Raw genomic sequence first — 26,648 nt, 5'->3', positions numbered from 1 at the left:
CCATTCAGGCGCTCAGACGCTTGCGGCCCTTGGCACGGCGACGTGCAAGAACCTTGCGGCCGTTTTGGGTCGCCATGCGGGCGCGAAAACCGTGGACGCGCTTGCGCTTGAGCACGCTGGGCTGAAAAGTACGTTTCATGATGGCACTTCCTGAATTGGCTACGAGAAAATTGATCGGTCGACCCGCGCCCTGGCGTTAGGCGCACGGAGGTCAAGAGCCGGGATTCTAGAGAATTCAACCGGGACGTGCAATTTTTATCCCGACCGATCTGCAAGCCCCTGTGCATAAAACTGTGCACAGGCGGTCTATATCCTGCCGGCAGATAACGCAGGTCGCTGAAAGGCTTGTTTTATTGCTTCCGATCCGGTTGTCCACAGGCGTTGCGCGTCAGGGAAAAGGTGTGGATAACCCCTGATGCGGACGTTACACTGAGCGGCCATTGGCAGCAGGAGGGCCCTGCCCGCCACGCTCACGATGCGCGGTGCGAAGGCTCGGTGCACCCTCCTTCAAGACTCACCATCAACGAGGTCGCGTGTGTCCATCGCTCTTTGGCAGCAGTGTCTCGACTACCTGCAGGATGAGTTGAGTTCTCAGCAGTTCAATACCTGGATTCGCCCCCTGCAGGCCGAGGGTGGCGACAGCGAGCACGAGCTTGCGCTGCTGGCGCCCAATCGCTTCGTGCGTGACTGGGTCAACGACAAATACCTCAAACGGATCAACGAGCTGATGCGCGAGCTGGGCCAGGGGCGGGCCCCGCGCGTCAGCCTGGGGATCGGCAGCCGGCGCACGGTATCCAATCCGCGCGCTGCAAGCGCCGACGGGGCTGCTTCGTCCGGCGTCGAAAGCGCGCCGCCGGCGGCCGATATGGCGGCCGTTAAAGAGGCGCCCATGCCGCCGCCGTCGCCCACCGCGCCGCGCGGTGAGTATCAGGACGAGCGCGAGATTCCTGCCGCTTCCGGCGGCAGCGCGACCGGGAGTTCGCGCCGTACCGAGGGCGGCGAGCGCCAGGTGCAGGTCGAGGGCAGTATCCGCCACCAGAGCGGGCTCAACCCCGGCTTTACCTTCGAAACCTTCGTCGAGGGCAAGTCCAACCAGCTGGCGCGGGCCGCGTCGCGGCAGGTGGCGGAGAACCCCGGCGGCGCCTATAACCCGCTGTTTCTCTACGGCGGCGTGGGGTTGGGCAAGACCCACCTGATGCACGCGGTGGGCAACCACCTGGCGGGGCTGCGGGAGAACGCCCGGGTGGTCTATCTGCACTCCGAGCGCTTTGTCGCCGACATGGTCAAGGCGCTGCAGCTCAACGCCATCAATGACTTCAAGCGTTTTTATCGCAGCGTCGATGCGTTGCTGATCGACGACATCCAGTTTTTCGCCGGCAAGGAGCGCTCCCAGGAGGAGTTCTTCCACACCTTCAACGCCCTGCTGGAGGGCGGTCAGCAGATGATTCTGACCTCGGACCGCTATCCCAAGGAGATCAGCGGCGTCGAAGAGCGCCTCAAGTCGCGTTTCGGCTGGGGGCTGACGGTGGCGATCGAACCGCCCGAGCTGGAGACCCGGGTGGCGATCCTGATGAAAAAGGCCGAACAGGCGAAGGCCGATCTGCCGCATGACGCCGCCTTCTTCATCGCCCAGAAGATCCGCTCCAACGTCCGCGAGCTGGAAGGCGCGCTGAAGAAGGTGATCGCCGACTCCCACTTCATGGGCCAGCCAATCACTCAGGACTTTATCCGCGAGTCGCTCAAGGACCTGCTGGCGCTGCAGGACAAGCAGGTCAGCGTCGACAACATCCAGCGCACGGTGGCGGAATACTACAAGATCAAGGTGGCCGACCTGCACTCCAAGCGCCGCTCGCGCTCGATCGCCCGGCCGCGTCAGGTGGCGATGTCGCTGGCCAAGGAGCTGACCAACCACAGCCTGCCGGAGATCGGCGACGCTTTTGGTGGTCGCGATCACACCACCGTGCTGCACGCCTGTCGCAAGGTGGGAGAGCTGCGTGAAGAGAACGCCGACATTCGCGAAGACTACAAGAATCTGCTGCGGATTCTGACCAGCTAGCACGTCACTGCTTTATACTAAAGGCTATTGCGGTCGTGCCACTGCCAGGCAATCCAACCATCGAGAGCCCAGACAGAGTGAGCCCCCATGAAATTTTCCATTTCGCGTGAAGCCCTGCTGCGTCCGCTGACCCTGGTGGCCGGGGTGGTAGAGCGCCGTCAGACCCTGCCGGTGCTCTCCAACGTACTGCTCGCCCTCGAGGGTAGCGAGCTGTCGCTGACCGGCACCGACCTGGAGGTCGAACTGATCGGCCGCGTCGAACCCTCGCAGGTCGAGGAGAGTGGCGCCGTGACCGTGCCGGCGCGCAAGCTGATGGATATCTGCAAGTCGCTGCCCGAGGGGTCGGAGATCACCCTGGCGCTGGAAGAGGGGCGGGCGCTGCTGCGCGCCGGGCGCTCGCGCTTCACCCTCGCCACTCTGCCGGCGGCGGAGTTTCCCAGCATCGACGAGGGCCAGGGCGAGACCGAACTGACCCTGCCGCGGCGTACCCTCAAGCAGCTGATCGACGCCACCGGCTTCGCCATGGCGCAGCAGGACGTGCGCTACTATCTCAACGGCATGCTGGTCGAGCTGCGCGACCAGCTGGTGCGCACCGTGGCCACCGACGGCCACCGGCTGGCAGTCTCCTCGCGCAGTACCGAGGTAGCCCTTGATGAGCCGCAGCGGCTGATTCTGCCGCGCAAGGGGGTTACCGAGCTCTCCAGGCTGCTCGACGACAGCGACGAGCCGATCACCCTGCGCCTCGGCGCCAGCCACCTGCGCGCCCGCACCGGCGCCTACACCTTCACCTCGCGGCTGGTGGACGGCAAGTTCCCCGACTACGAGCGGGTTATCCCCAAAGGCGGCGACAAGCAGGTGCTGGCCGAGCGCAACGAGCTGCGCCAGGTGCTGTCGCGCACCGCTATTCTTTCCAACGAGAAGTATCGCGGTGTGCGCCTCAACCTCGAAGAGGGCAACCTGCGGGTGCTGGCCAACAACCCCGAGCAGGAAGAAGCCGAGGAGAATGTGGCCATCGACTACGCCGGCAGCACGCTGGAGATCGGCTTCAACGTCGGCTATCTGATCGACGTGCTCAATGTGCTGGATACCGACCAGGTGCAGCTCACCCTCTCCGACCCCAACAGCAGTGCGCTGCTGGAAGCGCCGGGCGGCGGCGATGCGATGTATGTGGTGATGCCGATGCGCCTCTGATTCGCGCGCTGCCTTTCTTGCCGCTACCGTTCTGCACTGCCCGGCCTTCTGCCGGGCAGTGCCTCCCTCGCTGGACCCCTCATGCCGCTCGACCGTCTTCACTTCCAGGGCCTTCGCAATCTGGTGCCGCTCGAGTGGCAGCCGGATGCTCACGTCAATCTGATCTTCGGTGATAACGGCAGCGGCAAGACCAGCCTGCTGGAGGGGCTGCACATCCTCGGCATGGGGCGCTCCTTTCGCACCCGCCAGCTCAAGTCGGCGATCGGCCACGACGCCGCGGCGCTGACCCTGTTCGGTCGCCTGGCAGGCTCGCCGCCGCTGCCGCTGGGGGTCGAGCGCCGCCGCGACAGCGAGACGCTGAGCCTGCGCATGGCCGGCGAGCGGCTGGAGCGGGTCGCCGAACTGGCGCGCCAGCTGCCGGTGCAGCTGATCAACCCTGACGCCTTCCGCCTGATCGAGGGCGCACCCGCCGCGCGGCGCGAGTTTCTCGACTGGGGCGTGTTCTACGTCGAGGCCGACTTTTTCGACATCTGGCGACGCGTCAGGCGATCGCTCAAACATCGGAATGCCCTGCTCAGACATGATAGAATCGACGAGCAGTCGTTGGCGCTCTGGAGCCGCGAGCTGGCGCGCTGGAGCGAGGCGCTCGACGCCATGCGCAGCGATTGGATGGCGCGTTTCGTCGAGGTTTTCGAGCCCACTCTGCGTGAACTGGTCGATCTGCCCGAGCTGTCGCTGCGCTATTACCGCGGCTGGGATCGTCAGCGTCGTCTGGAAGAGGTGCTGAGCGACGGCCTGGCGACCGATCGGCAGATGAAGTTTACCCAGCAGGGCCCGCAGCGGGCCGACCTGCGTCTGCGTGTGGGGCGCCATCCCGCTGCCGAGGTACTTTCCAGGGGGCAGCAGAAGCTGGTGGTCAGCGCCCTCAAGCTGGCGCAGGGGCGGCTTCTGGAGGCCGAAAGCGAGCGTCGCTGCCTCTATCTGATCGACGATCTCGCCGCCGAGCTGGACGATCGCCACCGCCGCGCCTTCTGCCGGCTGCTGGAGCAGATGAATTGTCAGACCTTTCTGACCGGTATCGACCCCGCAGCCCTCGACGGCTACTGGGACCCGAGCACCAGCGTCACGAGGTTTCACGTCACACAGGGTCGTCTGGCACACAGGCCGGCGGCACCATGACCCGGGAGCATCAATGAGCGATCCACAGGCTTACGACTCGTCGAGTATCAAGGTTCTCAAGGGGCTGGACGCAGTACGCAAGCGCCCGGGCATGTACATTGGCGATACCGACGACGGCACCGGGCTGCACCACATGGTGTTCGAGATCGTCGACAACTCCATCGACGAGGCGCTGGCCGGCCACTGCAGCGAGATTCGCGTGGCGATCCATGCCGATGAGTCGATCACCGTCTCCGATGACGGCCGCGGCATTCCCACCGACATTCACGCCGAGGGGGTGTCGGCGGCGGAAGTGATCATGACCGTGCTGCACGCCGGCGGCAAGTTCGACGACAACTCCTACAAGGTCTCCGGCGGTCTCCACGGCGTTGGCGTGTCGGTGGTCAACGCGCTTTCCGAAGAGCTCAAGCTGACCATCTGGCGCAACCATCAGGTTCACGAGCAGACCTATCACCACGGCGTGCCGCAGTCGCCGCTTGCCGTGGTGGGCGACACCGAACGCTCCGGCACCCAGATCAGCTTCAAACCGTCGAGCGAAACCTTTGCCAACATCGAGTTTCACTACGAGATCCTTGCCAAGCGCCTCAGAGAGCTTTCATTTCTCAACTCCGGGGTGGCGATCCGGCTGATCGACGAGCGCGACGGTCGCGAGGAGCTGTTTCACTACGAGGGCGGCCTGCGCGCCTTCGTCGATCATCTCAACACCAACCGCACCACCGTCAATCCGGTATTTCACTTCAACGTCGAGCGCGACGACGGTATTGCGGTCGAGGTGGCGATGCAGTGGAACGACAGCTTCACCGAGAACATCTTCTGCTACACCAACAACATTCCGCAGCGCGACGGCGGCACCCACATGGCCGGCTTCCGCGCCGCCCTGACCCGCAGCCTCAATAGCTACATCGAAAGCGAGGAGCTGCAGAAAAAGGCGAAGGTGACCACCTCCGGCGATGACGCCCGCGAGGGGCTGACCGCGATTATCTCGGTCAAGGTGCCGGACCCCAAGTTCTCTTCCCAGACCAAGGACAAGCTGGTCTCCTCCGAGGTCAAGACCGCGGTCGAGCAGGAGATGAGCCGCCAGCTCTCCGACTACCTGCTGGAGAACCCCAATGAGGCGAAGGCGATCGTCAACAAGATGCTCGATGCCGCCCGCGCCCGTGAGGCGGCGCGCAAGGCGCGCGAGATGACGCGCCGCAAGGGGGCGCTGGATATTGCCGGGCTGCCCGGCAAGCTGGCCGACTGCCAGGAGAAGGATCCCACCCGCTCCGAGCTCTACCTGGTGGAGGGCGACTCCGCCGGCGGCAGTGCCAAGCAGGGCCGTGACCGCCGCAGCCAGGCGATCCTGCCGCTCAAGGGCAAGATTCTCAACGTCGAGAAGGCGCGCTTTGACAAGATGCTCTCCTCCGCCGAGGTGGGCACCCTGATTACCGCGCTGGGCTGCGGCATCGGTCGCGAGGAGTTCAACGCCGACAAGCTGCGCTATCACTCGATCATCATCATGACCGACGCCGATGTCGACGGCTCGCATATCCGTACCCTGCTTTTGACCTTCTTCTTCCGCCAGATGCCGGAACTGATCGAGCGCGGCCACGTCTTTATCGCCCAGCCGCCGCTCTACAAGATCAAGCGTGGCAAGCAGGAGATGTATCTCAAGGACGAGTCGGCGCTGATCCAGCATCTCACCACCACCGCGCTGGACGGCGCGGCGTTGCACGTCAACGAGACCGCACCGCCGATCGCCGATGCGCCGCTGGAAAAGCTGGTGCATCAGTACCGCGACGTGATGGACCGCCTCGACCGGCTGGCGCGGGTCTATCCGGCCGATGTGCTGCGGCGCATGGTCTACGCCGCGCCGGTCAGCGAGGCGATGCTTGCCGACCGCGCAGCCATGCAGGGGTGGATCGAGGCGCTGCAGGCCGACATGGACGAGCGCATCGCCTACGAGGGCGGGCCGCGCTACACCTTCCGGCTGGTCGAGCACGAAGAGCGCGGCCTCTATCTGCCGGCGGCGACCCTGACCGCCCATGGCGTCGCCACCGACTACCCGCTGGGACTGGGCTTTTTCCAGTCGGCCGATTACGCTGCCATGACGGCGCTGCAGAAAGAACTGGATGGCCTGCTCGAAGAGGGCGCCTACATCGCCCGCGGCGAGCGCTCCAAGCCGGTGGAAAGCTTCCACGACGTGCTCACCTGGCTGATGGCCGAGGCCAGCCGCGGCTTCAGCATCCAGCGCTACAAGGGGCTGGGCGAGATGAATCCGGATCAGCTGTGGGAGACCACCATGGACCCGGACAGTCGCCGCATGCTCAGGGTCTCGATCGAGGACGCGATCGGCGCCGACATGATGTTCAACACCCTGATGGGCGACGAGGTCGAACCGCGGCGCGACTTCATCGAGCAGAACGCGCTGGTGGCGAATCTGGATATCTGACGCCTGTCGGGCCTGGCCAATCGTCGCGAAAACGATGGATGACGCGATTCAATTTGTGCGATCAGCGAGCGGAAAGCCAGCAGCAGAGAGACAGCGCTATGGCCGCGGCGATCAAGATATCGACGATCTGAAAGATGTGAACGACTGGACGCAGGTGGCTACCGGGCCCGTTGATCACGCCGCCATGCTGCGTCCGGCGCCGTCTCTTTCGGGGTGCCCATATCCTCAGCGATACAGTCGCTCATAAACCGGCGCAAGTGCATCGCAGAGCGCTTCGGCGGCTTCCGCCATGGCAAAATCAGGCTGCTCCTCGAATTCGGCGACCTCAAGGCCGATCAATTCGTGATGGCCGATGGCACTGCAGAGCGCGTATAGCTGTGCCAGATCGGGGCCCCCTGCAACGCTGTATTCGGTGGGCATCAGACCGGGAGCCAGCAGGTCGCAGTCGAGATGGAGATAGACCGGACGGTTGCCGATGGCCTGCGAAAGCGCCTCTGGCGTCAGGCTTTCAGAAGTCAGGTGCCGAATGTCGTACTGCGTGATCAACGCAAGTTCGGCTTGATCCAGTTCGCGGCCATCGGCCAGCACCACCTGGTCGAGGCGCCAGCCGCTACCCAGACCGCTGTCCCACAGTTCGGCTGCGGCCGTCAGCACCATGCCGCCCAGATAGCCGGAGACCGAGCTGGCGGGGGTATTGAGATCACCATGAGCATCGAGCCAGATCAGGCAGGCATCGGGATGATGGCGTGCAATGACCGGTAGTGTGGCCAGCGCAGCAGCGCATCGCGGCAGTACGGCAAGAGGTTTATGACCCTCCACCAGACGCAGCGTCAGCGTCTCGGCGAGCTGGCGAAGTTCCGGCAAGGCGCTTGCCAACTGCGCCTGCCAGTCGGCATCAAGCGGAGTACGGGGTGTTCCCACTTTCGTGAAAGTGGTGTCGAGCCGCCCGGCAAGCGTCTGTGCAAGACGTTGTGCGCCTGCCATGGCGTGTGGAGAGCGGTCTGCGCTACGTCCCTGGAAAAGAATCATTGCGGCTTAACCCGTCGGTAGTGCCCCCACTGTTCAGGCTGAGTGTCGAGGCTTTCCAAAAATAGCGGGCCTTGAAGCGACGCGCCGATTCGCTCAGTCTGTAACCGCAGGCTATCTCACAACAACGCCAAAAAAGAAGGGGCCAAAATGAAAGAGACACCAGCCGATTCAGGCCGGGTCGCCAGCCGGCGCAAATTTCTTGGCATGTCGGGCGCTGCCCTGGCGAGTGTCGGGCTGGGCGGGCTGGCGCTACCCGGCACACCGACCCGAGCGAGTGAAGCCGTACCGTCGGCGCCTGCCGGCATGGCAACGCCTTCGGCAACCCATCCCATCGGCATCAACTACAACGAAAATGCGCTGGGCATGTCGCCCCGCGCCCAGCTGGCGGCGATCGACTCGATCTCCGGCGCCAACCGCTACCCCTTTTCGCGACTGGCGCCATTTCGCCAGCAGCTGGCCGATCATCACGGCGTGGCGCCGGCGTCGCTACTGCTCACGCCCGGCTCCTCGGCCGGCATTCGCGCCTCCATCGCCGCCCATGCCCGGGGTTCGAATACGCAGCTGGTGATTCCGGAGCTGACCTACGGCGACGGCGAGCATCACGCCTCGAACTACGGTATGTCGATTGCCAGAGCCCCCTCCTCGCGGGAGGACTGGTCATTCGAGATGGCCGATATGCGTGCCCTGGTGGACAACCACGATGGAGCCTCGGTGGTCTATCTGGTCAACCCCAACAATCCTACCGCCACCATTACGCCCGCCGACGAGATCGAGGCGTGGATCGAGAGCCGGCCCGACGACACCATCTTTGTGGTCGATGAAGCCTACGGTGAATTCGTCAACGACCCCGCTTTCCGCTCGGTCGATGGCCTGATCGCTCGCGGTGTGGACAACGTCATACTGCTCAAGACCTTCTCCAAGATTCACGCCATGGCGGGCCTACGGGTGGGCTACCTGGTGGCTGCGCCACCGCTTGTCGAGCATGTCGCCGGCTTTATCGAAAGCGACTGGATGACCCTCTCCTGGCCCGGCGTCGAAGCGGCGAGCCACTCCATGCGCGATGATGCTTTCCTGGCGCGCAGCAAGCAGAGCAATGACGAAAGCCGGGCCATTCTGACCCGGGCGCTGGAGGAGCTGGGCATGGATTATCTGCCCAGTGAGGCCAACTTCGTGTTCCACCGTACGCCGGTACCGCTGGCGCAATACCAGCAGTTGATGAAAGAGCACTTCGTGATGGTGGGACGCCCCTTTCCACCGGCGCAGGAGTGGTGCCGAACGTCTCTGGGGACGCCGGAGCAGATGCGCTACGTCGCCCAGGTGATGCGCAACCTGCGCAGCCAGCAGCGGCTGTAGAGGTTGCCCGGCAGCTGTGTGGAAAAAGCGCTATCGCGATGTTACCGCAGGAAGCTGAAGGGTGGCGGGTCGATAGCGCTTTTATATTATTCATTTGCCCAGGGGTTTAGCAGGGGAACCTGCTTATCGGCAAAGTCGGCAAGGTTGCGCGTTACTACTGTCATACCGTGAACAAGCGCCGTTGCAGCGATGCAGCAATCCCGATCAGCGCCCGGGTCGGGCACATGAAGTGCGGCACAGCGCAGCGCGACAGCGGTATCGACCGCCAGGGTGCGGCCGGCGAATTCCGGCATCACCTGGCGCTGTCGGGAGTCGGTGTCTGTGGCGGTCAGCTCAAATCCTCGAAGGGGTTATAGGCCACTTCCCAATAGTACCCTTCGGTATCGCGAAAGTAGCCCGAATAGCCACCCCAGAAAACTTCCTGCGCGGGTTTGGCCAGGGTGGCACCGGCGCTCACCGCTTGCTTTAAAACTGCGTCAACGTCCTCTTTCGACGCGACGTTATGTGCCAGCGTCATCCCGCTCCATGTGCCAGTCGCGGTATCGGCGATACCGATATCCTCGGCCAGTTTTTCGCGCGGGTAGAGCGCCAGCCAGCTGCCTTCGAGGCTGAAAAAGGTAATGTCGTTACTGTCGAAATCGTGCTGCGGCAGGCCCATTCCATCGCGGTAGAAACGGGTGGCGCGTGCGAGGTCGTCGACACCGAGGGTGATGATGCTGATTTTGGGTTTCATGGTATTGCCTCCAGTGCCAGCGAAGGTCCGCGCTTTACCCGGTCCATGCTCACCAGAGTGGTAAAGGCTCTGACACAGGGGGTATTCATCAGCATCTCGCGCGTGAAGCACTCATAGTCAGCAAGGCTGGGTGTAGTCACTACCAGCACAAATTCGAACTCGCCGGTGACGTAAAAGCACTGCTCAACCTGTGGATGCTGGCGCATACGCTGCTTGAAGGCGTCAATCTGGGGACTACGTTCCTGCTCGAGATCGACACCCACCACACAGGTTACCGGCAATCCCAGTACCTCGGCGTTCAGGCGAGCCACTTCCGCTTCGATCACACCGCTTTTTCGCAGGCGCTTCAGGCGCCTCTGCACCGCAGCCGCTGACAGCCCGACGCGGGCACCAATATATTCTCCTGTCAGGCGGGTATCGTGTTGATAAAGGGCCAGAATACGTCTGTCCAGCTCGTCTGCAACCGGTGTTTGCGGTTTGCCTGCATTGCGCTTCGACATTCGAGGTTTTCCCGCAGCCATATGAGCCAAAATGCGGCCTTTGAAGCCATGATTCTCCATAGAATGCCTCAAACACGCTGTGGAGTAGAGGCCCACCATGACGAATGTTCTACCACTGATAGCCGAAACCGATACAAGACTATGTCAACCGGCCCGCTCTGTGGGCGATGGCTGGCGCGCGCAGCAGCCTGTAGCCGAGTCAATGCATGCCACTCTGGCCGAATGTCGCGGATACCATGGCAGCGGTCGGGCATTGGCGGCGCCTCAGGTCGGTATTGGTTTGCGCATCATCGTGATGCAGCTGGGCGGCAGACCGCTGACCCTGATCGATCCGGTGATCACCTGGCGCAGCGATGAGATGCGGTGGGTATGGGATAACTGCTTCAGTCTTCCCGGACGAGCTGCCAGGGTAAAACGACATTGTCACATTGGTCTGCGTTTTTATGACGGTAAGGGCTTTTTGCGTGAATGTCGAAGGCTACCCGCGCATCTATCCGAACTGGTTCAGCATGAGGTGGATCATCTTGACGGCATTCTGATGACAGCGCGCGCTGAAGAAATTCGATGGCGGGACAGCGCCTCGACGGATGCCTTTCCCTGTCATCATGGACCGCGTTTGCATGCCGAGCGGATTGACATGGCGCACCAATGGATTGATCCAATATTTCTCGCAACGCCACAGTTTCGACCACCGCCCATGGGGCCTCTGGACGGTATTGATCTGACATGCAAGCTCGAAACGCTTAACCCGATACGCAGTTTCAAGGGGCGCGGAGCTTCATGTCTTGTGGCGCAGCATGCTGACAGGCATGGAGCGGCGGGCATCGTTTGTGCCAGTGCCGGTAACTGGGGAATGGCGATGGCCTGGAGCTGTCATCAGCAGGGTGTGCCGCTACAGGTCTTCGTCTCAAAGCACGCCAATGCTCGCAAGGTTGCGGCGATACGGTCATTTGGCGCTGATATCCGAGTAGCAGGCGAGGATTTCGATGAGGCCAAAACGGCCGCGATCAAGCATGCAAGGGCGCAGGGCCTGACCATGGTCGAGGATGGTCGGCAGATCGAGATAAGCGAAGGCGCGGGTACTGTCGCCTGTGAGTTGACGGCGAAAGGAGCCTGCTCGGAGGTCGTACTGATCCCCCTGGGCAACGGTGCTCTGATCGGTGGCATAGGGTGCTGGATCAAGTCATCAATGCCCTGGGTAGAAATAGTAGGCGTTTGCGCGCTCGGCGCCGATGCTACACGAATAAGCTGGTGTGAGGGCCGCAGGATCACTACGGCACGGGTGAATACCATGGCGGATGGTGTTGCCGTTCGCGAGCCTATCCCCGAAGCGTTGAGTGATATCGACGACTGGGTTGATGACATCGTATCGGTCAGTGAAGAGGAGATAATGGCGGCGATGACACTTGCCAGACGCGATATGGGGTTACTGCTGGAGCCGGCCGGTGCGCTTGCGTTGGCGGCGCTGCTTCACGAGCCCGAGCGTTACCGAGGACGTTCGGTGAGCGCAGTACTGACAGGCAGCAATCTCTCACATGAGCAGGAGAAATGGCTTATGTCGTCTCGACCATAGCCTGACCAACCAGGTGCGCGCCACCTTGGTAGCCTGTCATCGACGCATTTCAACCCCGAGATGTCCCAAAGGTGTCGCCCGGGCAGCTATTTTTGATCGCGACGATTATGGAGGCGTTAGCCCGTATCTGGTGCGCATGGCGTCCAGCTCGCCTGTCAGTGAAAGCTGATGCAGGAAAAAATCGACGGTATCCTGAAGGCGCTCGGCATCGGCCTGCATCAAATAGGCCAGCTGGCTTTGGGTCAAGGGGTTGGCGGCCATGGGAGCCGCGAGCTGTTCGTTGTCATGGGCGTAAAAGAGAGCTTCGGGGCTATCCGTAATCATGACATCCACCTGGTGGTTGGCCACGGCTGGCGGAATGTCGAGATTATTGTTGAAGGTGATGACCTCGGCCTGATGAATGTTGGCCTTGACGAAAGCTTCATTGGTACCGCCCGGATTGACCCCGATGCGCACGTTGGGTTGGTCGATATCTTGTAACGACGTAAAGCGTGACGCTTCCTCGGCCCTGACTAACGGCGTTTTGCCATAGGTCAGATAGGGTGTGGAATAGCGTGCCTGAAGCTGACGGGCGAGAGTACGACTGATGCCGCTCATGCCGATATCGTAGTCGTCGTCCTGCAGGTCCTTGATCAGGGTCGGCCAGGTTGTTTTGACGAACTCGAGCTCAAGCCCCATGGCATGGGCCATCTTCTCGGCCATTGTGATATCGAACCCCTGATACCGGCCATTATCTTCATGGCTGAAGGGCTTGTAGTCACCGGTCGTGCCGACACGCAGGGTGCCACTTTCCATAATGGCATCCAGATCGCGTGCCGCAGCGTCGAGACTGAAAGTGATCAATACCATTGAGACCAGAGCACGTACCCACATGACATATTTTCCCTTGTATAAAGAAACAGGTTTATGGTCGATCCGCTGGTGTCATGAATTATGGATTCTTCGACGGCAGCCTGCGAATCGTGCCGTGACAGACTGCTCACTTTTTAGCGAATAAGTGATCACAATACCAGCGTGGACGGTATGTTCTCAGGCGTTTGGCACTGCTTCCAGCGCCGTCAGATGCCGGGTCAGAAAGCTTCGAAGTTGCCGGACGGCCGGCACGAATATCGTCGATCAGGTCCCGCCGGGACTTGTAAACCAGGCCGTGGCCCCATTGCCTTGCGTTGTACCAGGTCGGCATCATCGCTGACCTCTCGACAAAGGAAACATCCGATTTAATGCCCGACACCTTTAGTACCCTCGCCGGCCAGTTCTTCGGCCTCGCTTCGCTGATCCTGTGCCTTGTCGGTTTCGCCAGCAGGCGCGATGAGCGCCTGCTGCTGCTTTTGATTCTCGCCAACGTCGCGTTTGCGTTGCAGTTTGCCTTTTTCGGCAGCTGGACCGCGGCGGCGCTGTCGGTAGTGGTGATTGCGCGCATCGCGCTGGCGCGGCGCTACCCCGGCAATCCCGTGGTGATGGCAGCGGTGCTGCTGGTCAGCGCGGTGGTTGCCGGCCTCACCTGGCAGAGCTGGGCGGATTTACCGGCGCTTGTCGCCATGGTTACCGGCACGCTGGGCATGTTTCTGCTGCGCGGTATCGGCATGCGCGTCTTTCTGGGGCTGGCGGCGCTTTTCTGGATGTTCAGCCACCTGTTGGCCGGTTCAATAGGCGGCACACTCGCCGAGGCGCTGGTGATCGTTACCAACGCCATCACCATTGTGCGCCTGAGGCGGGCCCAAAGGCGCTATCGGGAGGCGTTCGACGAGGCCCTCGCCCGGGAGCGTTAGCCCCGCGACAGCCAGCAGCCGTTAGCTGTTTGAAAGCATGTAGGCACGAAGCTGCTGCTCCTCTCGCATGACGTAGAGAACCAGAACCCGCTCCTCATCCGCACGACAAACAATGCGACAGGGTGGAACCACTACCTCCCTGTATACCGAATCAGGCAGTTCTGGCGGAAGCCGTCCGGAGTGGGGAAAATCCTCCAGGCGCTCGATCCTGTCGAAAACCGCCTGGACCAGTCGAGTGGCAGCGGCTGGATTATCGAGCGCAATGTACTCGGCAATGGCGTCCAATTGTTGCAGGGCCGGCTCGGTCCAGATTACTTCAGCCATTTACTCATTTTTTCCCTGGCCTCACGCTGGCAGTGCGTTCTTTCCTCGAGTACGGCACGCTCTCCTCGTGAGAGCCCCTCAAGCAGCTCAAGCCGACGCTGCATGAACTCATAATCCTGCACATCAACAAGATAAGCAGACGGCTGGCCATGCTCAGTGATCAGTACCGGCTCCCTGGAGTGATGCAGGTCTGCCAGGATTTTTGTCGCCTGGCGCTTGAGGTTTGTCACAAGCTCAACTTTCATGGGTTCACCCCGCCCCGGATCGTCAGTGACACTATAGTATCATTCTGATGGACGATGACAGTGAACGCCCGCGCCGCCACGTTCAGTCATGGCCACCTTGAAAAAGCTGGCCCTGCGCCGGCAGCGGCGCCAGCCCGCGATATTCATACTCCGCCGTCAGTGAGGCTTTCAGATCGATATCGCCCGTTTTGCGCTGTACCAATTGGCGCAGGCTGTCATCGTCGAGTGCCTCTACCCGGCTGCCTCGCCAGGGGCCGAAGCGCAGCTTGAGACCGGGTAGTGGCTGGCCGGTGGTGGCCCAGTCGATAAAAGCTGTCACGTCATGAAAGCCGAAGCGGGCCATCAGCCCGGGGAGCAGCGCCGCGGTCATCTGCACGTCGAAAAGCGCATCGTGGGCACCGGTGGGGGCTTTACCGGTCAGTTCCTGAAAGGTGCTGCCCAGTGAGCCGCTTGCCAGGCCGTCGCCCATTTTGAGCCGCCTTGCCGGGATGGCGAGATCGAGCACATCGCGGGGCCGATAGCCCAGCCGCGCGGCGATCACATTGTCGAAGCCGCTGTTGCCAAAGCCAATGGTCAGCGCGTCGAAGCCGCGCTGTGCCGCTTCGCGATAGACGGCCGGTATAGCGCGGCGGTAGTCGGGGCAGTCGGCCACGTCGGCGTCCGTCAGACCGTGCACGCGTGTGGTGGCGGGGTCGATGGCCACGCCGGGGTGGTAGTGGTGGTTGGAGCGCCACTGCTCGATGAAAACGCCGTGCGTGCCCAGGTCGCCGCCCAGCAGCGCCAGCTGCACCACGCCGCAGCGGCGCGCCGGCCCGCCGGCGGTCTCGAAGTCGTGGATCATGACCTTCATGGCGCGCTCCTGCATCAATGGTGCGTTGCCGTGAGTAGGAAAGCGCAGTATAGCGATAGCTGCCGGGTATCATCGCGCGAGGCCACAGTGCAGGGGGCACGTACAAACGCAAAAAAGCCCCGCCGGGCGATAACCCGGCGGGGCGTGGCGGAGGCAACGGTTACTGTGCGTTGCCGTTGAATTCGTCGATGCTGTAGCGGTGTTCCATCTCGCGCTGGTTGCTGCCGTACCCGCTCACCTCGATGGTGCCGTCACGGTCGAGTTCGATGTCGTCAAAGCGCTCGAAGCCGTCGCTGTTGGCGCGGCCGAGCAGGCTGTCGAGCTGCTGCGGGCTCAGGCCCCAGGGCGAGACCACGGTGCGGTTGCGCGACTCGCGGATCACGTCTCCGCTCTGACCGTCCAGCGTCAATTCCAGCTCCCAGCCTTCCCTGTTCCAGCCGTCGGCTTCAAACTCGGGGTTGCCGCGCTCCTCGTCGACCTGCAGGTCGCGGAAGGAAGTAATGCCGGCGGCAGTGGCCTGCTCGATCATGTTGGAGAAGGTGGACTGATCGATGGCCTCTTCATAGTCGCTGCGATCGGCCATGGCGGTGCCGCTCATGCCCAGCGTGGTAGCGGCGGCGAAAGCGAGGGCGATAGGTGTCTTTTGCATGGGAGTCTCCCGGTCGAATGAAATAACGCTTCGTTTGTCGGAGCGCCTCGAAGCGAGGCGATCACGTCCGATGGCACCTACTCTAGGTGAGCGCACCTTGCCCTGGCGTGAGCCTGTCATTCAGATTTCGTTCATCTTTAGCCTTTTGCCGTGGTGGTGGCGTTCACTGGCGGTTCATGCGCTTCGGTCCACACTATGAACATGAAAATCCTGCACACTATTATGGCTGTGATACTTGCCGGCGCGCTGCTGACTGCGGCGTTGGGCGCCGCACCGCTGGCGGCCGATGACGACCGCGACGAACTGCGGCGCCGGGTCGAACAGGGGGAGCTGGTGAGTCTGGCGACCATTTTCGACTGGCTGGAGCAGCACTTCGAGGGACGCATTCTGGAAGCCGAACTGGAAAACGCCAGCCCGCCACGCTATGAGGTCGAGATGATCAGCCCCGACGGTCAGATTGCCGAATTCGAATTCGATGCCAGCGACGGCCGCCTGTTGAGCGCCGAGGGGGTCAACCTGCGCGCCATGCAGCGCCAGCCGCTGTCGTCGGCGCGCGCAGCTGCAGGAGAGCCGCGTTGAAGGTATTGTTGATCGAGGATGACCAGGCGCTGGCGCAGGCGCTGTGTGAGTCGCTGACCGAGGCGGGGCTGCTGGTGGAGCTGGCCGCCAACGGCAGCGACGCCGATTTTATGCTCTCTACCGAGCGCTTCGATGCCGCCGTACTCGATCTGGGCCTGCCCGATGGCGACGGCGCGCGCTGGCTGTCGCAGTGGCGCGAGGCCGGCATCGAACTGCCGGTGCTGGTGCTGACGGCGCGCTCGCGCTGGTCGGACAAGGCGGCCGGTTTCTCTGCCGGCGCCGATGACTATGTGGTCAAACCCTTCGAAACCGCCGAGGTGATCTTTCGCCTGCGCGCCCTGGTGCGGCGCAGCCATGGTCACGCCCATCCGGTGATCCGCAGCGGCGATCTGAGCCTTGATACCCACGCCGGCACCGTCACCCTGGCCGGGCGGCCGGTGTCGATGACCGCCCAGGAGTCGCGCCTGCTGGCCTATCTAATGCACGCCGCGCCGCGGGTAGTGAGCCGCACGGAACTGGCCGAACACGTCTACCAGGGCGATCAGGAGCCCGACTCCAACGTGATCGACGTGCAGATCAGCCGCCTGCGGCGCAAGTTCGGTCGTGAACGGATCGAGACCCTGCGTGGGCGCGGCTACCGGCTGGTGGCGCAGGAGTCGTCGTGACGGCGCGCCGTTTCACGCTGGCGTGGCGACGCCGACCGCTGTCGCTGGGTAGCCGGCTGCTGCTTGCCTCGCTGCTGCTGGTGGTGATTTTGCTGCCGCTGGCGGGGCTGGGCCTGTCATGGAACTTTCGCCTCTCCGCCACCACCGCCTTCGACAATCGCCTCGAGTCGCTGCAAAACGCTCTGCTGGCCAGCGTTGAGCAAAATCCGGTGAGTGGCGCCGTACAGGTCACCGGCTCGCTGGGGGACCCGCGCTTCGAGCGCCCCTACTCCGGCTGGTACTGGCAGGTCGAGGGCGCCGATACGCTGCTGACTTCACGCTCGCTGTGGGACCGCCGCCTGCCCGAGCGGCCCGGCGAGGATGCGGCGCGTATCTACAGCGCCGAGGGGCCGCGCGGTCAACGGCTGCGCATCATCAGCCGCGAGATTCAGCTGAGTTCGCGGCGCCAGCCGCTGGAGGTCTCGCTGGGTATTGTGACTTCCGATCTGGAGGCGGATATCGACCGTTTCCAGCGGCTGCTGGCACTGTTGCTGAGCGCCTTTGGCGCGCTGCTGCTGATCGGCCTGGCGCTGCAGATGCGCTGGGGGCTGGCGCCCATGCGGCGGCTTTCGGCCAGCCTGGCGGCGGTACATGCCGGCGAAATGGCGCGCCTTGACAGCCGTCGTTTGCCCACCGAGCTGGCAGCGTTGGCGCAGGCGATCAACGGCGTGCTGGAGCGCGACCGTCAGTTGATCGAGCGCGGTCGCGCCGCCGCCGGCAATCTTGCCCACGCCCTGAAAACGCCGCTGAGCGTGTTGAAAACCCGCATCGAGCGGCTTCCCGCCGAACGTCGCCAGCCACTGGAGACGGAGCTGGCGCGTATCGACGACGCCGTGCGTCATCATCTGGCGCGCGCCTCGGCCTCCGGTGGCGGCACGCTGCATGGCCGGGTCGCCGTGGGTGCCGCCATCGAGCCGGTGGTGACGGCGCTGGCACGGCTGGCCGAGCGTCGCGCTATCGTGCTGGAGCGCCACATTGATGCCACCGCCGGTGGCCGCATCGACCCCCAGGACCTGCAGGAGCTGACCGGCAACCTTTTGGAGAATGCGCTGGCCTGGGCGCACAGCCGGGTGAGGCTGCAGGTGGTCCGCGAAGGGGGCGGCGTTCGGCTGCGCATCGAGGATGACGGCCCGGGCATGACCGCCGCGCAGTGCGAGGCGGCGCTGAAGCGCGGTGAGCGGCTCGACAGCGCAGCAGCCGGCTCGGGGCTGGGATTGGCTATTGTCGAGGACCTGGTGAGCCTCTACGGCGGCAGTCTGGTGCTGGAGCGCGCCGCGGCCGGCGGACTGGCGGTGGCGGTGTGGCTGCCGGCCTCGCCGGTCGCCACCGATGCTCGCGGCGGCGCCGAGTGACGCCCGCCGGCGGGGAAAAATCGCGCCCGATCATTGGCCGTTGCCGGCGCTTTGCGCCATGATGGCAGAGAGACCTTAGGAGCGGCAGCTGCTGCCCGCCCCTCTTGAATGGCCGCGCGTCACAGCGGCGGAGCGCGGCCGTCGATCATCCCCGAGGAGATATGCACCATGACCAACGCCGAGCTCAACGAACTCAAGCAGCGCTATGTCGCCAGCGGCGCGGCCAGTCCGGATGGACACTTTGCCGACCGCGCCGAGAACGCCGAAGTGTGGGACGCTGACGGCAATCGCTTCATCGACTTCGCTGGCGGTATCGGTGTGCTCAATATCGGCCATCGCCATCCGAAGGTGGTCGAGGCGGTCAAGGCGCAGCTTGACCGCGTCATGCACACCTGTCAGACGGTGATGCCCTACGACGGCTACGTGCGGGTCGCCGAGAAACTCAGCCGGATTACCCCGGTGCGCGGCCATGGCAAGGTGATGCTGGCCAACTCCGGTGCCGAGGCGCTGGAGAACGCCGTCAAGGTGGCGCGCGCCGCTACCGGCCGTTCCAGCGTGATCTGCTTCTCCGGTGGCTATCACGGCCGAACCTTCATGACCATGGCGATGAACGGCAAGGTCGCCCCTTATCGCACCGACTTCGGTCCCATGCCGGGTCAGGTCTATCGCGCGCCCTATCCGGTCAAGTCGCTGGGCATCAGCGACGAGGACGCCATCGAGGGCTTGAAGATGACCTTCAAGACCGATGCCAATCCGCAGGATACCGCGGCGATCGTCATCGAACCGGTACTGGGTGAAGGCGGCTTTCACACCGCCTCGCCCGAGTTCATGCGTCAGCTGCGCGAAATCTGCGACGAGCATGGCATTCTGCTGATCGTCGATGAAGTGCAGGCAGGCTTTGGCCGTACCGGCAAGATGTTCGCCATCGAACACAGTGGCGTCGAGCCGGACATCATGACCATGGCCAAGAGCATGGGCGATGGCATGCCGATCTCGGCGGTGGTGGGCACCGACCACCTGATGGACGCCTCCGGCGGCAACTCGCTGGGCGGTACCTACACCGGCAGCCCGGTCTCCTGCGCCGCGGTGCTGGCGGTGCTGGAGGTATTCGAGGAGGAGAACATTCTCGACAAGAGCCGCGCGGTGGGCGAGAAGCTGGCCGGCCGGTTCACCCGCTGGGAGGCGTCCTTCGATGCGCTGCGTGGTAGCCGTAACCTCGGCGCCATGGCGGCTTTCGATCTGGTCGATGGTCAGGGCAAACCGGATGCGGCGCTGGCCGGCAAGCTCTGCAAAACCGCTCGCGAGCGTGGTCTGATCCTGCTCTCCTGCGGCCTGTACGGCAATACCATCCGCTTTTTGATGCCGGTTACCATCAGCGATGAAGTGCTCAATGAAGGCCTCGATATCATCGAGAGCATCATGAGTGAGCTGGTCGAGCAAAAAGAGACCGCCAGCGCCTGATCGCAGGCCCTGTCTTCGCGAGACCCCAGGCCCCGCCGGGAGAACCCGGCGAGGCCTTTTACGGTCTGGCTGTTGTCTTCAGGCGACGCTAGCCGGCGATCGACAGGAAGGTCTCGACCTCGTCGCGGTCGGGAATCGACTCGGTAGCGCCGTGTTTTTGCACCGCAAGTGCCGCGGCGGCAGTGGCGCGCAGCAGGCAGGTGGAGACATCCCGGCCTTCCTGCAGGGCCGCCATGTAGTAGCCGATGAAGGTGTCGCCGGCGCCGGTGGTATCAACCGCCTGAACCGGCCGCGCCGGCTGGTAGTGCGTCTCGCCGCTGTTGGCGGTAATGAACCAGGCGCCTTCGCTGCCCAGCGTCAGCACGATGTCGGTCTCCGGCAGCTGCTCGTGCAGCGCCCGGGTCAGCACTTCGGTGGTGCTCTCTGCATCGCATCCCACCAGCGCGGCCGCCTCGCCGCGATTGACGAACAGAAGCGACAGTTCATCCAGCGGCAGATCCTTGACCGCCCGGGTCATCGGTGCCGGATTGAAAGCGATCTTCAGCCGGTGTTGCAGGGCGCGTTCGATGATCTCGTCCACCGCATTGCACTCGTTTTGCAAAAGCAGCCAGTCGCCGAATTCGGCGCCGTCGAGCAGACCGTCGATACGCTCGGCGGTGAAGGCCTGATTGGCGCCGCCGAACAGCACGATGGCGTTTTCACCCTTGTCATCCACCTGAATCACGGTATGGCCGCTGGGGCCATCGACGAGGCGGACGCTATCGGTATCGACGCCCCCTTGGCTCAGCGTATCGAGCGCCCAGCGATCGCTCTTGCCCAGCTGCCCCCAGTGCACGACTCGACCGCCGCCGCGCGCCAGCGCAAGGCTCTGGTTGGCGCCCTTGCCGCCCAGTACCACCCGGTAGTCGGTACTGGAGAGCGTTTCGCCCGGTTTGACCAGGTGTGGCACTCGGTAAACGTGGTCGATATTGATCGAGCCGAAGTTGTAAACGGTAGGGGAAGAAGGGGCGAAAGGCGCCATGCTTACTCCTGTCCTGTAGAGTCAATGGACTGATCATCGAACAGACGGCGGCCGGCTGTCACCCTGTCGCCCTCCCGGATGATACGGGGCGAGACCGCCGGGCCGCCTGTCATGAGGCTTTGATCGTCGGATCAGTCGTCTTCCTGCGACGTTTTACCGCCGCTTTTACTGTCGTCACTGCTCTTGCCGCTGCTGCCGGAGGCGCCTTTCGAACTGCGGTTGCTGTCCAGTAGATCGGCCACCGACTTGAGCGTCTCCTTGGGCCGGAAGGGGTAGCGCTCGATCTCCTTCTGATCGGAGATACCGGTGAGCACCAGAACGGTATGCAGTCCCGCCTCGATGCCGGCGACCACATCGGTATCCATGCGGTCGCCGATCATGCCGGTGCGCAGCGAGTGCGCGCCCAGCTTGTTGAGCGCCGAGCGAAACATCATCGGATTGGGCTTGCCCACCACATAGGGCTCGCGCTTGGTGGCGCTGGTGATCAGCGCCGCTACTGCGCCGGTGGCCGGCAGCACGCCTTCCGGGCTGGGGCTGGTAACGTCGGGATTGGTGGCGATAAAGCGTGCGCCGCCGTTGATCAGCCGAATCGCACGGGTGATCGCCTCGAAGGAGTAGGTGCGGGTCTCGCCCAGCACCACGTACTCCGGGTCGGCATCGGTCATGATAAAGCCGGCCTCATGCATGGCGGTGGTCAGCCCCGCCTCGCCGATCACGAAGGCCGAACCGCCGGGCGACTGATCGGCCAGAAAGGAGGCGGTGGCCAACGCCGAGGTCCACAGCTGATCCTCCGGTACCTCGATGCCGCTGCGCGCCAGCCGCGCACTCAGATCCCGCGGCGTATAGGTCGAGTTATTGGTCAGTACCAGAAAGGGTTTGCCCTGCTCGCGCCACTGGTGAATGAGCTCTGCGGCGCCCGGAATGGCGCGGTTTTCATGAATCAGCACGCCATCCATGTCGGTCAGCCAGCAGTCGACGTCTCTCTCGGCGTGGTGTTTGCGGCTCGTCACTGATTGTTCTCCCGTGTGGGTAGGGTTTGTGCATAGCGTCGCACGAAGCGCCTGCCGGTTCGACATTTTCCCTCACTATACACGGCAACATTGACCTTTCATGGACAGCTGTTCTCGCCGTGCCGCGGCTGCGACAATGACGTTGTCATCTCACTTCTCGGGAGCCTGTCATGAGTGACTCGCAAACGGCGGCGACGCTGGATGAAGCGCTGCGCCTTGAGCTTATCGCCGTGCGCGATCGCGCCTGGGCGCCTTATTCCCACCACCCGGTAGGCGCCCTGCTGATCAGCGACAGCGGCGCCCGCTACCCCGGCTGCAACGTCGAGAGCGCCCACTACAAGGGGCTGTGCGCCGAAGCCGGCGCCATCGCGGCAATGGTGGCCGGCGGCGAGCACAGCATCCGCACCCTTTACGTGATCGGACCCGGTGAAGCGCTGTGTACACCCTGCGGCGACTGCCGCCAGCGCATTCGTGAGTTCGCCACGGCGGCAACCGAAATCGTGGTGCTCGATCATCAGGGGGTGGCGCTGGCGCGCTATGACATCGCCACCCTGCTGCCGGACTCCTTCGGGCCCGGCAACCTCGAGGCGGCTGGCCCTGACCGGAGTACAGCCGGTTGAAGGAGGCTTTCAAGGGCGGCGGTATAACTTCCGTCACGCTGTCACTAAAGGGTCAACAAAATATAATGTACAAAGCTTGTACATCGGGAACCACTATGCCATTGTAAGGTCATAAGGACAGCAGGGAAGGCTGTCCGGAGCCGGCAGGATGCAGGCTCGATGCGGCAGGATCGCCGCGAATCCGGTCAGGAAGACCGAGGACAGGGCAGGATGCCCCAACGCCGGCAGGGAGTGCCGGCTCACACCAGGGAAGGAGAACGTATCATGACTCATCAGGTCGACTGCACCCGCTGTGGTAATACTCAGGATGCACCGCTGGACGTTCATAACGACTGGGACGAAATCAACTGCACCGAATGCGGTGAGTTTCTCAACACGGTCGGCCACTGGCGCGACGGCCAGGGCGCCAGCTACGCCATCCGCGCCCTCAACATGTCGAGGATGCTGAGCCTGCAGCTGGCCCGCGAAAGCCAGCCGATCAACGATCAGCAGGTCGTCGGGAGGCAATGGGCATGATGCGCGTCACCCTTGATCTGCGCTGTAATGAATGCGGCCATAACCAGTTTCATATGCCCGTGCAGCGGATGGAGGGCCATGGCATCTACTGCGCTTCCTGTAACGCTTTCCTGTGCGATACACACAATCTGGAAAAAGCATTTCAGGCGATCAACCGCGCGGCCCCCGCACGACAGACACCAGCTGCTCTCTCTGCCTGAAGTGGCGTTCACCGCCAGGCGGCGGTGACAGTAAAATATCGCCCGATCTTTTAAACGCCGCCTTTATCAGGCGGCGTTGTCGTGTCGGGCGGTCAATGATCCGATGCGTCACTCAGAAAATGATCGCCAGTATCACTAGCCCCAGACCCAGCAGCGATACCCCCCAAACCATCGAGCGCAGCCAGGGGACACCCAGCGCATAGAGTGGCAGATAGGCGATACGCCCCAGCAGATAGAGCCAGGCGCCCCAGGCGGTCAATGCCCCCAACTGGTTGCCGACATGGGCGATCAGGATCGCGCCGATGAACAGCGGCAGGGTTTCGAACAGATTACGCTGAGCGCGAAACAGGCGGGCGGTAATGCGGCCCATGGGCGGACCGTCGTCATCGCGGGGGCCGGCATTGTACGCGAGCCCGGTTTCGCGATTGCGAAAGGCGGCGGGCAGCATGATCTGTACCACGGCGAGTACCAGCGTCCAGCTCAGCAGTAGCAGCTCCAGCGTCATGGATCAGTTCCCTGTAATGGTGGTGAGTGACGTTCGGACGACGATGCCCGCCTCCGGCGGCCGGTCGAACCCTTCGAGCCTGGCACAGTGTCGCGCACAACACTCAGCCTTCGAACGACAGGTTGCGCGCTGCTGCAGGTGAGCCGCGAGAGCCCAGTACAAAAACCCCCAGCGCTTCATGCAGTCGCTGCGCCTGACCCTGCAGTTCTCCCACATCGTCACGCAGCTCTTCGGCCAGCGCTCCATTCTCGCGCGTGCCTTCGCCGATGGCGGCGATATCACGACTGATCTGCCCGATGCTGTCACGCTGCTCGCTGCCGGCGTGACGAATCTCGTCCATCAGAGCATTGATGCGCCGCGTCTGTTCGGCGATCTCGCCCATGGTGTCGGTGACCTCATCGGCGCGGGCGCTGCTGGTCTCCATGTGCTGGCGCGTCGAGGCGATCGTCTCGGCAATCTGGCGCGAGGCCTCGGCACTTTTCTGCGCCAGCGTGCCCACCTCCTGGGCGACCACTGCGAAGCCGCGGCCACTTTCTCCGGCGCGAGCGGCCTCGACCGAGGCGTTGAGCGCCAGGATATTGGTCTGAAAGGCGATGCTGTCGATCAGTGCGGTGATCTCGGTGATATGACCCGAGCTTTCGCGCATCTGCCGGGTTGCCTCGCCGAGCTGGGCGACCCGCTCGCAGCCCTGCTCGACCAGCGCGCCGGCATGACGGGTTCGCTCACTGGCGGCATCGGCGCTGGTCAGGTTGTCCTGTACCCGCTGGCCGAGCTGATCGAGGGTGGCGGAGGCGCGCGCCAGCGCCTGCCCCTGGTCTCGAGTTCGCTCGGCGAGCCGCTCATTGCCGGTGGTGATATCCCGCCCGGTGCCGGAGAGCGCGGCGACGCTTTCGACCACCTGATGCAGTGTATTGCGTACCGCCTGCAGCGTGTGCCGGAAGCTTTCGCCGAGGGTGCTGAACATGGACTGCTCCTCGACGCCGAGATCGAAATGACCGTCTTGACGGCCGATATGGGTGCTCATGGCGCTCAATTCGCTGGCAGCGATCGCCTCGCGGCGCATCAGCCTCGTCATCGCCACCAGCATCGTGGCTTCCATGACCACGTAGGCCGCATGTACCAGCACCATGGCCATGAGATGGTTCAGATGATCGGCGGGCATCACGTAGATCGGCGCGCCGCGGCTCTGCAGAAAGCCCATCAACAGATGATGCACGGCGATAACGCCGGCGGCCGTCACCACCGGACGCCAGTCGCGGTAGAGCAGCAGTAGCGACAGCAGGATGAAAATTACGAAATGCGCCTCGATCAAGCCGTTGAGCAGATGAATCTGCAGCGCTGCGAAGATCATGAGCGCAGTGGCAAAGAGTAGCCGCGTCACCAGCGCTGTGGGCCATCGTGTGGCGGCGAGAATCACCGTAGCGGTAGTCGGCAGACCGATTGCCAGCGCTGCTATCCAGCGGTCGTGGAAGGGGGCAAGCGCGATACTGGCAACCATCAGCAGCAGCGTCATAAACGACATCATACGACTGGCGCGTTGATAGACCGGCGCCAGCAACAGCTCGATACGACTTGAAGTAGAGGCCATGGCGAGATTCTTGAAGGCGATGGAAGAAGGGCGTAATTACTGTATCGGCGTACTTGAGAAATACTTGATTCAGTGTTTTCTGAAAATCGGGTGAGCGCAGATACCTTTCAGCCACAGCCCGGGCAATGTGTCTTCCTGTGCTCCGGCGCCGAGTGCTTGTTCTCGGCGGTGCCCTCAAGGGCTGGACCTTTGGAGAGTGGAGGCGGTGAACACGACCGCTATAATCCTGTACACATTTGCATTAGTGGAGCAGAGCCGATGACCGACATAGTCGAACGCGCCGGCGGATGCCTGTGCGGCGCCGTACGTTTCAGGGCGCGTCACGGCGGAGAGGTGAGCCTTTGTCACTGCAGCATGTGTCGCCGTGCCACCGGTGGACCGCTGTTCGCGGTGCTCTGCGACGGCGAGGCGCAGTTCGAGGAGGGTTCTCCGGTGGGCGTCTATCACTCCTCCGAGCAGGGCGAACGCGGCTTTTGCCAGCAGTGCGGCAGCAGCCTCTATTTCCACCATCGGGGCGAGAATTTTTACGCCTTCACCGCCGGCAGCTTCGACGATCAGGGGCCGATGGTGCTCACTTCGCAGATCTTTATCGACGACAAGCCGGGCTTTTATGCGCTGGCCAACGACACGCCGCGCTATCGCAAGGGGCCGAAGAGCAGGGCGTCCGGCGAAGGTGAGCAGCCGGCCGGGTAGCGCTGAAAGAGGAGAAAAGGAGGAGTCCCGGCGATTGAAAGCGGAAGACAGTGATATCGAACCGCTGCTCGCCGTCAGCTTATGGCGGATAAACGTCATAGGCGCTGCCGGGAGATCTCCGCATGTCGCATATAGCTTTCTATTGGCGGCCCATGGCCGCCATGTCGATGGAAAGGCTGCTGCTAGTGGCTGATCATCCAGGGGCGGGCACCGGTTCTGCTCTTGTATGCCGGCTGCACATCTGTGGTTTTCCCGCTGTTGCCCGAACAGCAGCTGCAACCGGCAGGATGGGTGCCTTGCCAGGTGTTCGAGGTGTGTGGCCGCTCGGCGCTGCGCTCATTGGTATCGTGAGCCGTTCGCGTGGCTGTTGATACCAGCGCCAGTCGCGGCGGCGAAATCAACCGCGGCGCACTGACGCCGCAGCTCGGACATGTGGCAGGCAGGGCGCACTCCAGCATCGGTCGCCGCCTGTTGAAGAGGCCGCAGTTCTCACAGTCGTATTCGTAAACGGGCATGT

Annotated in this window: 29 protein-coding genes; 15 read left to right on the top strand and 14 right to left on the bottom strand. The window is 63.1% G+C overall.

Annotation, left to right across the window (positions count from 1 at the left end):
- Positions 1 to 4: 4 nt before the first annotated feature.
- A complete protein-coding gene (gene rpmH / locus H146_RS0100535) occupies positions 5 to 139 on the bottom strand; it encodes a 50S ribosomal protein L34 (RefSeq protein WP_019949884.1) in 135 nt (44 codons plus the stop codon).
- Between the two features lie 396 nt (positions 140 to 535).
- Here rpmH and dnaA point away from each other — a divergent pair, with 396 nt between their 5' ends.
- The 4 genes from dnaA to gyrB all read left to right on the top strand — a co-directional run bounded on the left by dnaA (position 536) and on the right by gyrB (position 6,857).
- Positions 536 to 2,056 carry a chromosomal replication initiator protein DnaA gene (dnaA, locus tag H146_RS0100530; protein WP_019949883.1) on the top strand — a complete coding sequence of 507 codons (1,521 nt, stop codon included), beginning with the start codon at positions 536 to 538 and terminating at the stop codon, positions 2,054 to 2,056.
- Positions 2,057 to 2,143: 87 nt separating this feature from the next.
- Entirely contained in the window at positions 2,144 to 3,247 is a 1,104-nt protein-coding gene (gene dnaN / locus H146_RS0100525; RefSeq protein ID WP_019949882.1) for a DNA polymerase III subunit beta, read from the top strand.
- Between the two features lie 81 nt (positions 3,248 to 3,328).
- Complete coding sequence (gene recF / locus H146_RS0100520) at positions 3,329 to 4,426, top strand: DNA replication/repair protein RecF (RefSeq protein ID WP_019949881.1); 1,098 nt, start codon at positions 3,329 to 3,331, stop codon at positions 4,424 to 4,426.
- Between the two features lie 13 nt (positions 4,427 to 4,439).
- The gene (gyrB, locus tag H146_RS0100515) at positions 4,440 to 6,857 is read left to right on the top strand and encodes a DNA topoisomerase (ATP-hydrolyzing) subunit B (RefSeq protein ID WP_019949880.1); all 2,418 of its coding nucleotides are present in this window, start codon (positions 4,440 to 4,442) and stop codon (positions 6,855 to 6,857) included.
- A 225-nt stretch (positions 6,858 to 7,082) separates the two neighbouring features.
- On the opposite strand, the gene H146_RS18035 is transcribed toward gyrB, so the two are convergent.
- Positions 7,083 to 7,841: an arginase family protein gene (locus H146_RS18035; protein ID WP_019949879.1), complete on the bottom strand. Its 759-nt coding sequence runs from the start codon at positions 7,839 to 7,841 to the stop codon at positions 7,083 to 7,085.
- 192 nt (positions 7,842 to 8,033) lie between these two features.
- Between H146_RS18035 and H146_RS0100505 the strand changes: the two genes are divergently transcribed.
- Positions 8,034 to 9,239: a pyridoxal phosphate-dependent aminotransferase gene (locus H146_RS0100505; protein WP_019949878.1), complete on the top strand. Its 1,206-nt coding sequence runs from the start codon at positions 8,034 to 8,036 to the stop codon at positions 9,237 to 9,239.
- A 328-nt stretch (positions 9,240 to 9,567) separates the two neighbouring features.
- Here H146_RS0100505 and H146_RS0100500 read toward each other — a convergent pair whose 3' ends face one another.
- Together H146_RS0100500 and H146_RS0100495 are read right to left on the bottom strand one after the other, a co-directional pair.
- Positions 9,568 to 9,972 (bottom strand): VOC family protein, encoded by a 405-nt coding sequence (locus H146_RS0100500; protein WP_019949877.1) that lies wholly within the window; start codon positions 9,970 to 9,972, stop codon positions 9,568 to 9,570.
- The gene (locus tag H146_RS0100495; protein ID WP_019949876.1) at positions 9,969 to 10,472 is read right to left on the bottom strand and encodes an Lrp/AsnC family transcriptional regulator; all 504 of its coding nucleotides are present in this window, start codon (positions 10,470 to 10,472) and stop codon (positions 9,969 to 9,971) included. Before H146_RS0100495 ends, H146_RS0100500 begins: the two co-directional genes overlap by 4 nt.
- 97 nt (positions 10,473 to 10,569) lie before the next feature.
- On the opposite strand from H146_RS0100495, the gene H146_RS20470 reads away from it, so the two are divergent.
- On the top strand, positions 10,570 to 12,045 hold the full coding sequence (locus tag H146_RS20470; RefSeq protein WP_083920743.1) for a pyridoxal-phosphate dependent enzyme: 1,476 nt from the start codon (positions 10,570 to 10,572) through the stop codon (positions 12,043 to 12,045).
- 105 nt (positions 12,046 to 12,150) lie between these two features.
- On the opposite strand, the gene H146_RS0100485 is transcribed toward H146_RS20470, so the two are convergent.
- On the bottom strand, positions 12,151 to 12,918 hold the full coding sequence (locus H146_RS0100485; protein ID WP_019949874.1) for a transporter substrate-binding domain-containing protein: 768 nt from the start codon (positions 12,916 to 12,918) through the stop codon (positions 12,151 to 12,153).
- Between the two features lie 347 nt (positions 12,919 to 13,265).
- On the opposite strand from H146_RS0100485, the gene H146_RS0100480 reads away from it, so the two are divergent.
- A complete protein-coding gene (locus H146_RS0100480; RefSeq protein WP_019949873.1) occupies positions 13,266 to 13,814 on the top strand; it encodes a YgjV family protein in 549 nt (182 codons plus the stop codon).
- Between the two features lie 21 nt (positions 13,815 to 13,835).
- Here the strand turns inward: H146_RS0100480 and H146_RS0100475 are convergent, their stop codons facing one another.
- The 4 genes from H146_RS0100475 to H146_RS0100460 form a co-directional block, all read right to left on the bottom strand.
- On the bottom strand, positions 13,836 to 14,138 hold the full coding sequence (locus H146_RS0100475) for a type II toxin-antitoxin system RelE/ParE family toxin (protein WP_019949872.1): 303 nt from the start codon (positions 14,136 to 14,138) through the stop codon (positions 13,836 to 13,838).
- Positions 14,126 to 14,383 (bottom strand): type II toxin-antitoxin system Phd/YefM family antitoxin, encoded by a 258-nt coding sequence (locus H146_RS0100470; protein WP_019949871.1) that lies wholly within the window; start codon positions 14,381 to 14,383, stop codon positions 14,126 to 14,128. The genes H146_RS0100475 and H146_RS0100470 overlap by 13 nt, the downstream gene beginning before the upstream one ends.
- Positions 14,384 to 14,465: 82 nt before the next feature.
- Positions 14,466 to 15,233, bottom strand: a complete 768-nt coding sequence (locus H146_RS0100465; RefSeq protein ID WP_019949870.1) for a 3'-5' exonuclease — start codon at positions 15,231 to 15,233, stop codon at positions 14,466 to 14,468.
- 160 nt (positions 15,234 to 15,393) lie between these two features.
- Positions 15,394 to 15,882: a PepSY domain-containing protein gene (locus tag H146_RS0100460; RefSeq protein ID WP_019949869.1), complete on the bottom strand. Its 489-nt coding sequence runs from the start codon at positions 15,880 to 15,882 to the stop codon at positions 15,394 to 15,396.
- Between the two features lie 222 nt (positions 15,883 to 16,104).
- On the opposite strand from H146_RS0100460, the gene H146_RS18030 reads away from it, so the two are divergent.
- The 4 genes from H146_RS18030 (at position 16,105) to gabT (ending at position 19,978) form a co-directional block, all read left to right on the top strand.
- On the top strand, positions 16,105 to 16,461 hold the full coding sequence (locus H146_RS18030; RefSeq protein WP_051090944.1) for a PepSY domain-containing protein: 357 nt from the start codon (positions 16,105 to 16,107) through the stop codon (positions 16,459 to 16,461).
- A complete protein-coding gene (locus tag H146_RS0100450; protein ID WP_019949867.1) occupies positions 16,458 to 17,126 on the top strand; it encodes a winged helix-turn-helix domain-containing protein in 669 nt (222 codons plus the stop codon). The genes H146_RS18030 and H146_RS0100450 overlap by 4 nt, the downstream gene beginning before the upstream one ends.
- Positions 17,123 to 18,517: a sensor histidine kinase gene (locus H146_RS0100445; protein WP_019949866.1), complete on the top strand. Its 1,395-nt coding sequence runs from the start codon at positions 17,123 to 17,125 to the stop codon at positions 18,515 to 18,517. The genes H146_RS0100450 and H146_RS0100445 overlap by 4 nt, the downstream gene beginning before the upstream one ends.
- Before the next feature lie 168 nt (positions 18,518 to 18,685).
- The gene (gabT, locus tag H146_RS0100440; RefSeq protein WP_019949865.1) at positions 18,686 to 19,978 is read left to right on the top strand and encodes a 4-aminobutyrate--2-oxoglutarate transaminase; all 1,293 of its coding nucleotides are present in this window, start codon (positions 18,686 to 18,688) and stop codon (positions 19,976 to 19,978) included.
- 88 nt (positions 19,979 to 20,066) lie between these two features.
- On the opposite strand, the gene H146_RS0100435 is transcribed toward gabT, so the two are convergent.
- On the bottom strand, positions 20,067 to 20,999 hold the full coding sequence (locus H146_RS0100435; protein ID WP_019949864.1) for a ribokinase: 933 nt from the start codon (positions 20,997 to 20,999) through the stop codon (positions 20,067 to 20,069).
- Positions 21,000 to 21,130: 131 nt separating this feature from the next.
- Positions 21,131 to 22,009 (bottom strand): HAD-IIA family hydrolase, encoded by an 879-nt coding sequence (locus tag H146_RS0100430; protein ID WP_019949863.1) that lies wholly within the window; start codon positions 22,007 to 22,009, stop codon positions 21,131 to 21,133.
- Between the two features lie 170 nt (positions 22,010 to 22,179).
- Between H146_RS0100430 and H146_RS0100425 the strand changes: the two genes are divergently transcribed.
- The 3 genes from H146_RS0100425 (at position 22,180) to H146_RS0100415 (ending at position 23,345) form a co-directional block, all read left to right on the top strand.
- The gene (locus H146_RS0100425; RefSeq protein ID WP_019949862.1) at positions 22,180 to 22,629 is read left to right on the top strand and encodes a cytidine deaminase; all 450 of its coding nucleotides are present in this window, start codon (positions 22,180 to 22,182) and stop codon (positions 22,627 to 22,629) included.
- 264 nt (positions 22,630 to 22,893) lie between these two features.
- Positions 22,894 to 23,145, top strand: coding sequence for a hypothetical protein (locus H146_RS0100420; protein WP_019949861.1), 252 nt, complete (start codon positions 22,894 to 22,896; stop codon positions 23,143 to 23,145).
- Positions 23,142 to 23,345, top strand: coding sequence for a hypothetical protein (locus H146_RS0100415; RefSeq protein ID WP_019949860.1), 204 nt, complete (start codon positions 23,142 to 23,144; stop codon positions 23,343 to 23,345). Before H146_RS0100420 ends, H146_RS0100415 begins: the two co-directional genes overlap by 4 nt.
- A 112-nt stretch (positions 23,346 to 23,457) precedes the next feature.
- On the opposite strand, the gene H146_RS0100410 is transcribed toward H146_RS0100415, so the two are convergent.
- On the bottom strand, positions 23,458 to 23,850 hold the full coding sequence (locus H146_RS0100410; RefSeq protein ID WP_019949859.1) for an MAPEG family protein: 393 nt from the start codon (positions 23,848 to 23,850) through the stop codon (positions 23,458 to 23,460).
- A 103-nt stretch (positions 23,851 to 23,953) separates the two neighbouring features.
- Positions 23,954 to 25,438 carry a methyl-accepting chemotaxis protein gene (locus H146_RS0100405; protein WP_019949858.1) on the bottom strand — a complete coding sequence of 495 codons (1,485 nt, stop codon included), beginning with the start codon at positions 25,436 to 25,438 and terminating at the stop codon, positions 23,954 to 23,956.
- 258 nt (positions 25,439 to 25,696) lie between these two features.
- Between H146_RS0100405 and H146_RS0100400 the strand changes: the two genes are divergently transcribed.
- Positions 25,697 to 26,131, top strand: coding sequence for a GFA family protein (locus H146_RS0100400; RefSeq protein WP_019949857.1), 435 nt, complete (start codon positions 25,697 to 25,699; stop codon positions 26,129 to 26,131).
- A 182-nt stretch (positions 26,132 to 26,313) separates the two neighbouring features.
- On the opposite strand, the gene H146_RS22385 is transcribed toward H146_RS0100400, so the two are convergent.
- On the bottom strand, positions 26,314 to 26,646 hold the full coding sequence (locus tag H146_RS22385; protein WP_026351650.1) for an FmdB family zinc ribbon protein: 333 nt from the start codon (positions 26,644 to 26,646) through the stop codon (positions 26,314 to 26,316).
- Positions 26,647 to 26,648: the final 2 nt, after the last annotated feature.

The organism is Kushneria aurantia DSM 21353 (genome assembly GCF_000382245.1).
In the GTDB taxonomy this organism is placed as follows: Bacteria; Pseudomonadota; Gammaproteobacteria; order Pseudomonadales; family Halomonadaceae; genus Kushneria; species Kushneria aurantia.
This window is presented reverse-complemented; position numbering and strand designations above follow the sequence as displayed.

Coding starts and splice junctions, on each gene's coding strand:
- rpmH (WP_019949884.1), bottom strand. CDS start 139: ATGAAACGTACTTTTCAGCCCAGCGTGCTCAAGCGCAAGCGCGTCCAC.
- dnaN (WP_019949882.1), top strand. CDS start 2,144: ATGAAATTTTCCATTTCGCGTGAAGCCCTGCTGCGTCCGCTGACCCTG.
- recF (WP_019949881.1), top strand. CDS start 3,329: ATGCCGCTCGACCGTCTTCACTTCCAGGGCCTTCGCAATCTGGTGCCG.
- gyrB (WP_019949880.1), top strand. CDS start 4,440: ATGAGCGATCCACAGGCTTACGACTCGTCGAGTATCAAGGTTCTCAAG.
- H146_RS18035 (WP_019949879.1), bottom strand. CDS start 7,841: ATGGCAGGCGCACAACGTCTTGCACAGACGCTTGCCGGGCGGCTCGAC.
- H146_RS0100505 (WP_019949878.1), top strand. CDS start 8,034: ATGAAAGAGACACCAGCCGATTCAGGCCGGGTCGCCAGCCGGCGCAAA.
- H146_RS0100500 (WP_019949877.1), bottom strand. CDS start 9,972: ATGAAACCCAAAATCAGCATCATCACCCTCGGTGTCGACGACCTCGCA.
- H146_RS0100495 (WP_019949876.1), bottom strand. CDS start 10,472: ATGTCGAAGCGCAATGCAGGCAAACCGCAAACACCGGTTGCAGACGAG.
- H146_RS20470 (WP_083920743.1), top strand. CDS start 10,570: ATGACGAATGTTCTACCACTGATAGCCGAAACCGATACAAGACTATGT.
- H146_RS0100485 (WP_019949874.1), bottom strand. CDS start 12,918: ATGTGGGTACGTGCTCTGGTCTCAATGGTATTGATCACTTTCAGTCTC.
- H146_RS0100480 (WP_019949873.1), top strand. CDS start 13,266: ATGCCCGACACCTTTAGTACCCTCGCCGGCCAGTTCTTCGGCCTCGCT.
- H146_RS0100475 (WP_019949872.1), bottom strand. CDS start 14,138: ATGGCTGAAGTAATCTGGACCGAGCCGGCCCTGCAACAATTGGACGCC.
- H146_RS0100470 (WP_019949871.1), bottom strand. CDS start 14,383: ATGAAAGTTGAGCTTGTGACAAACCTCAAGCGCCAGGCGACAAAAATC.
- H146_RS0100465 (WP_019949870.1), bottom strand. CDS start 15,233: ATGAAGGTCATGATCCACGACTTCGAGACCGCCGGCGGGCCGGCGCGC.
- H146_RS0100460 (WP_019949869.1), bottom strand. CDS start 15,882: ATGCAAAAGACACCTATCGCCCTCGCTTTCGCCGCCGCTACCACGCTG.
- H146_RS18030 (WP_051090944.1), top strand. CDS start 16,105: ATGGCTGTGATACTTGCCGGCGCGCTGCTGACTGCGGCGTTGGGCGCC.
- gabT (WP_019949865.1), top strand. CDS start 18,686: ATGACCAACGCCGAGCTCAACGAACTCAAGCAGCGCTATGTCGCCAGC.
- H146_RS0100435 (WP_019949864.1), bottom strand. CDS start 20,999: ATGGCGCCTTTCGCCCCTTCTTCCCCTACCGTTTACAACTTCGGCTCG.
- H146_RS0100425 (WP_019949862.1), top strand. CDS start 22,180: ATGAGTGACTCGCAAACGGCGGCGACGCTGGATGAAGCGCTGCGCCTT.
- H146_RS0100420 (WP_019949861.1), top strand. CDS start 22,894: ATGACTCATCAGGTCGACTGCACCCGCTGTGGTAATACTCAGGATGCA.
- H146_RS0100415 (WP_019949860.1), top strand. CDS start 23,142: ATGATGCGCGTCACCCTTGATCTGCGCTGTAATGAATGCGGCCATAAC.
- H146_RS0100410 (WP_019949859.1), bottom strand. CDS start 23,850: ATGACGCTGGAGCTGCTACTGCTGAGCTGGACGCTGGTACTCGCCGTG.
- H146_RS0100405 (WP_019949858.1), bottom strand. CDS start 25,438: ATGGCCTCTACTTCAAGTCGTATCGAGCTGTTGCTGGCGCCGGTCTAT.
- H146_RS0100400 (WP_019949857.1), top strand. CDS start 25,697: ATGACCGACATAGTCGAACGCGCCGGCGGATGCCTGTGCGGCGCCGTA.
- H146_RS22385 (WP_026351650.1), bottom strand. CDS start 26,646: ATGCCCGTTTACGAATACGACTGTGAGAACTGCGGCCTCTTCAACAGG.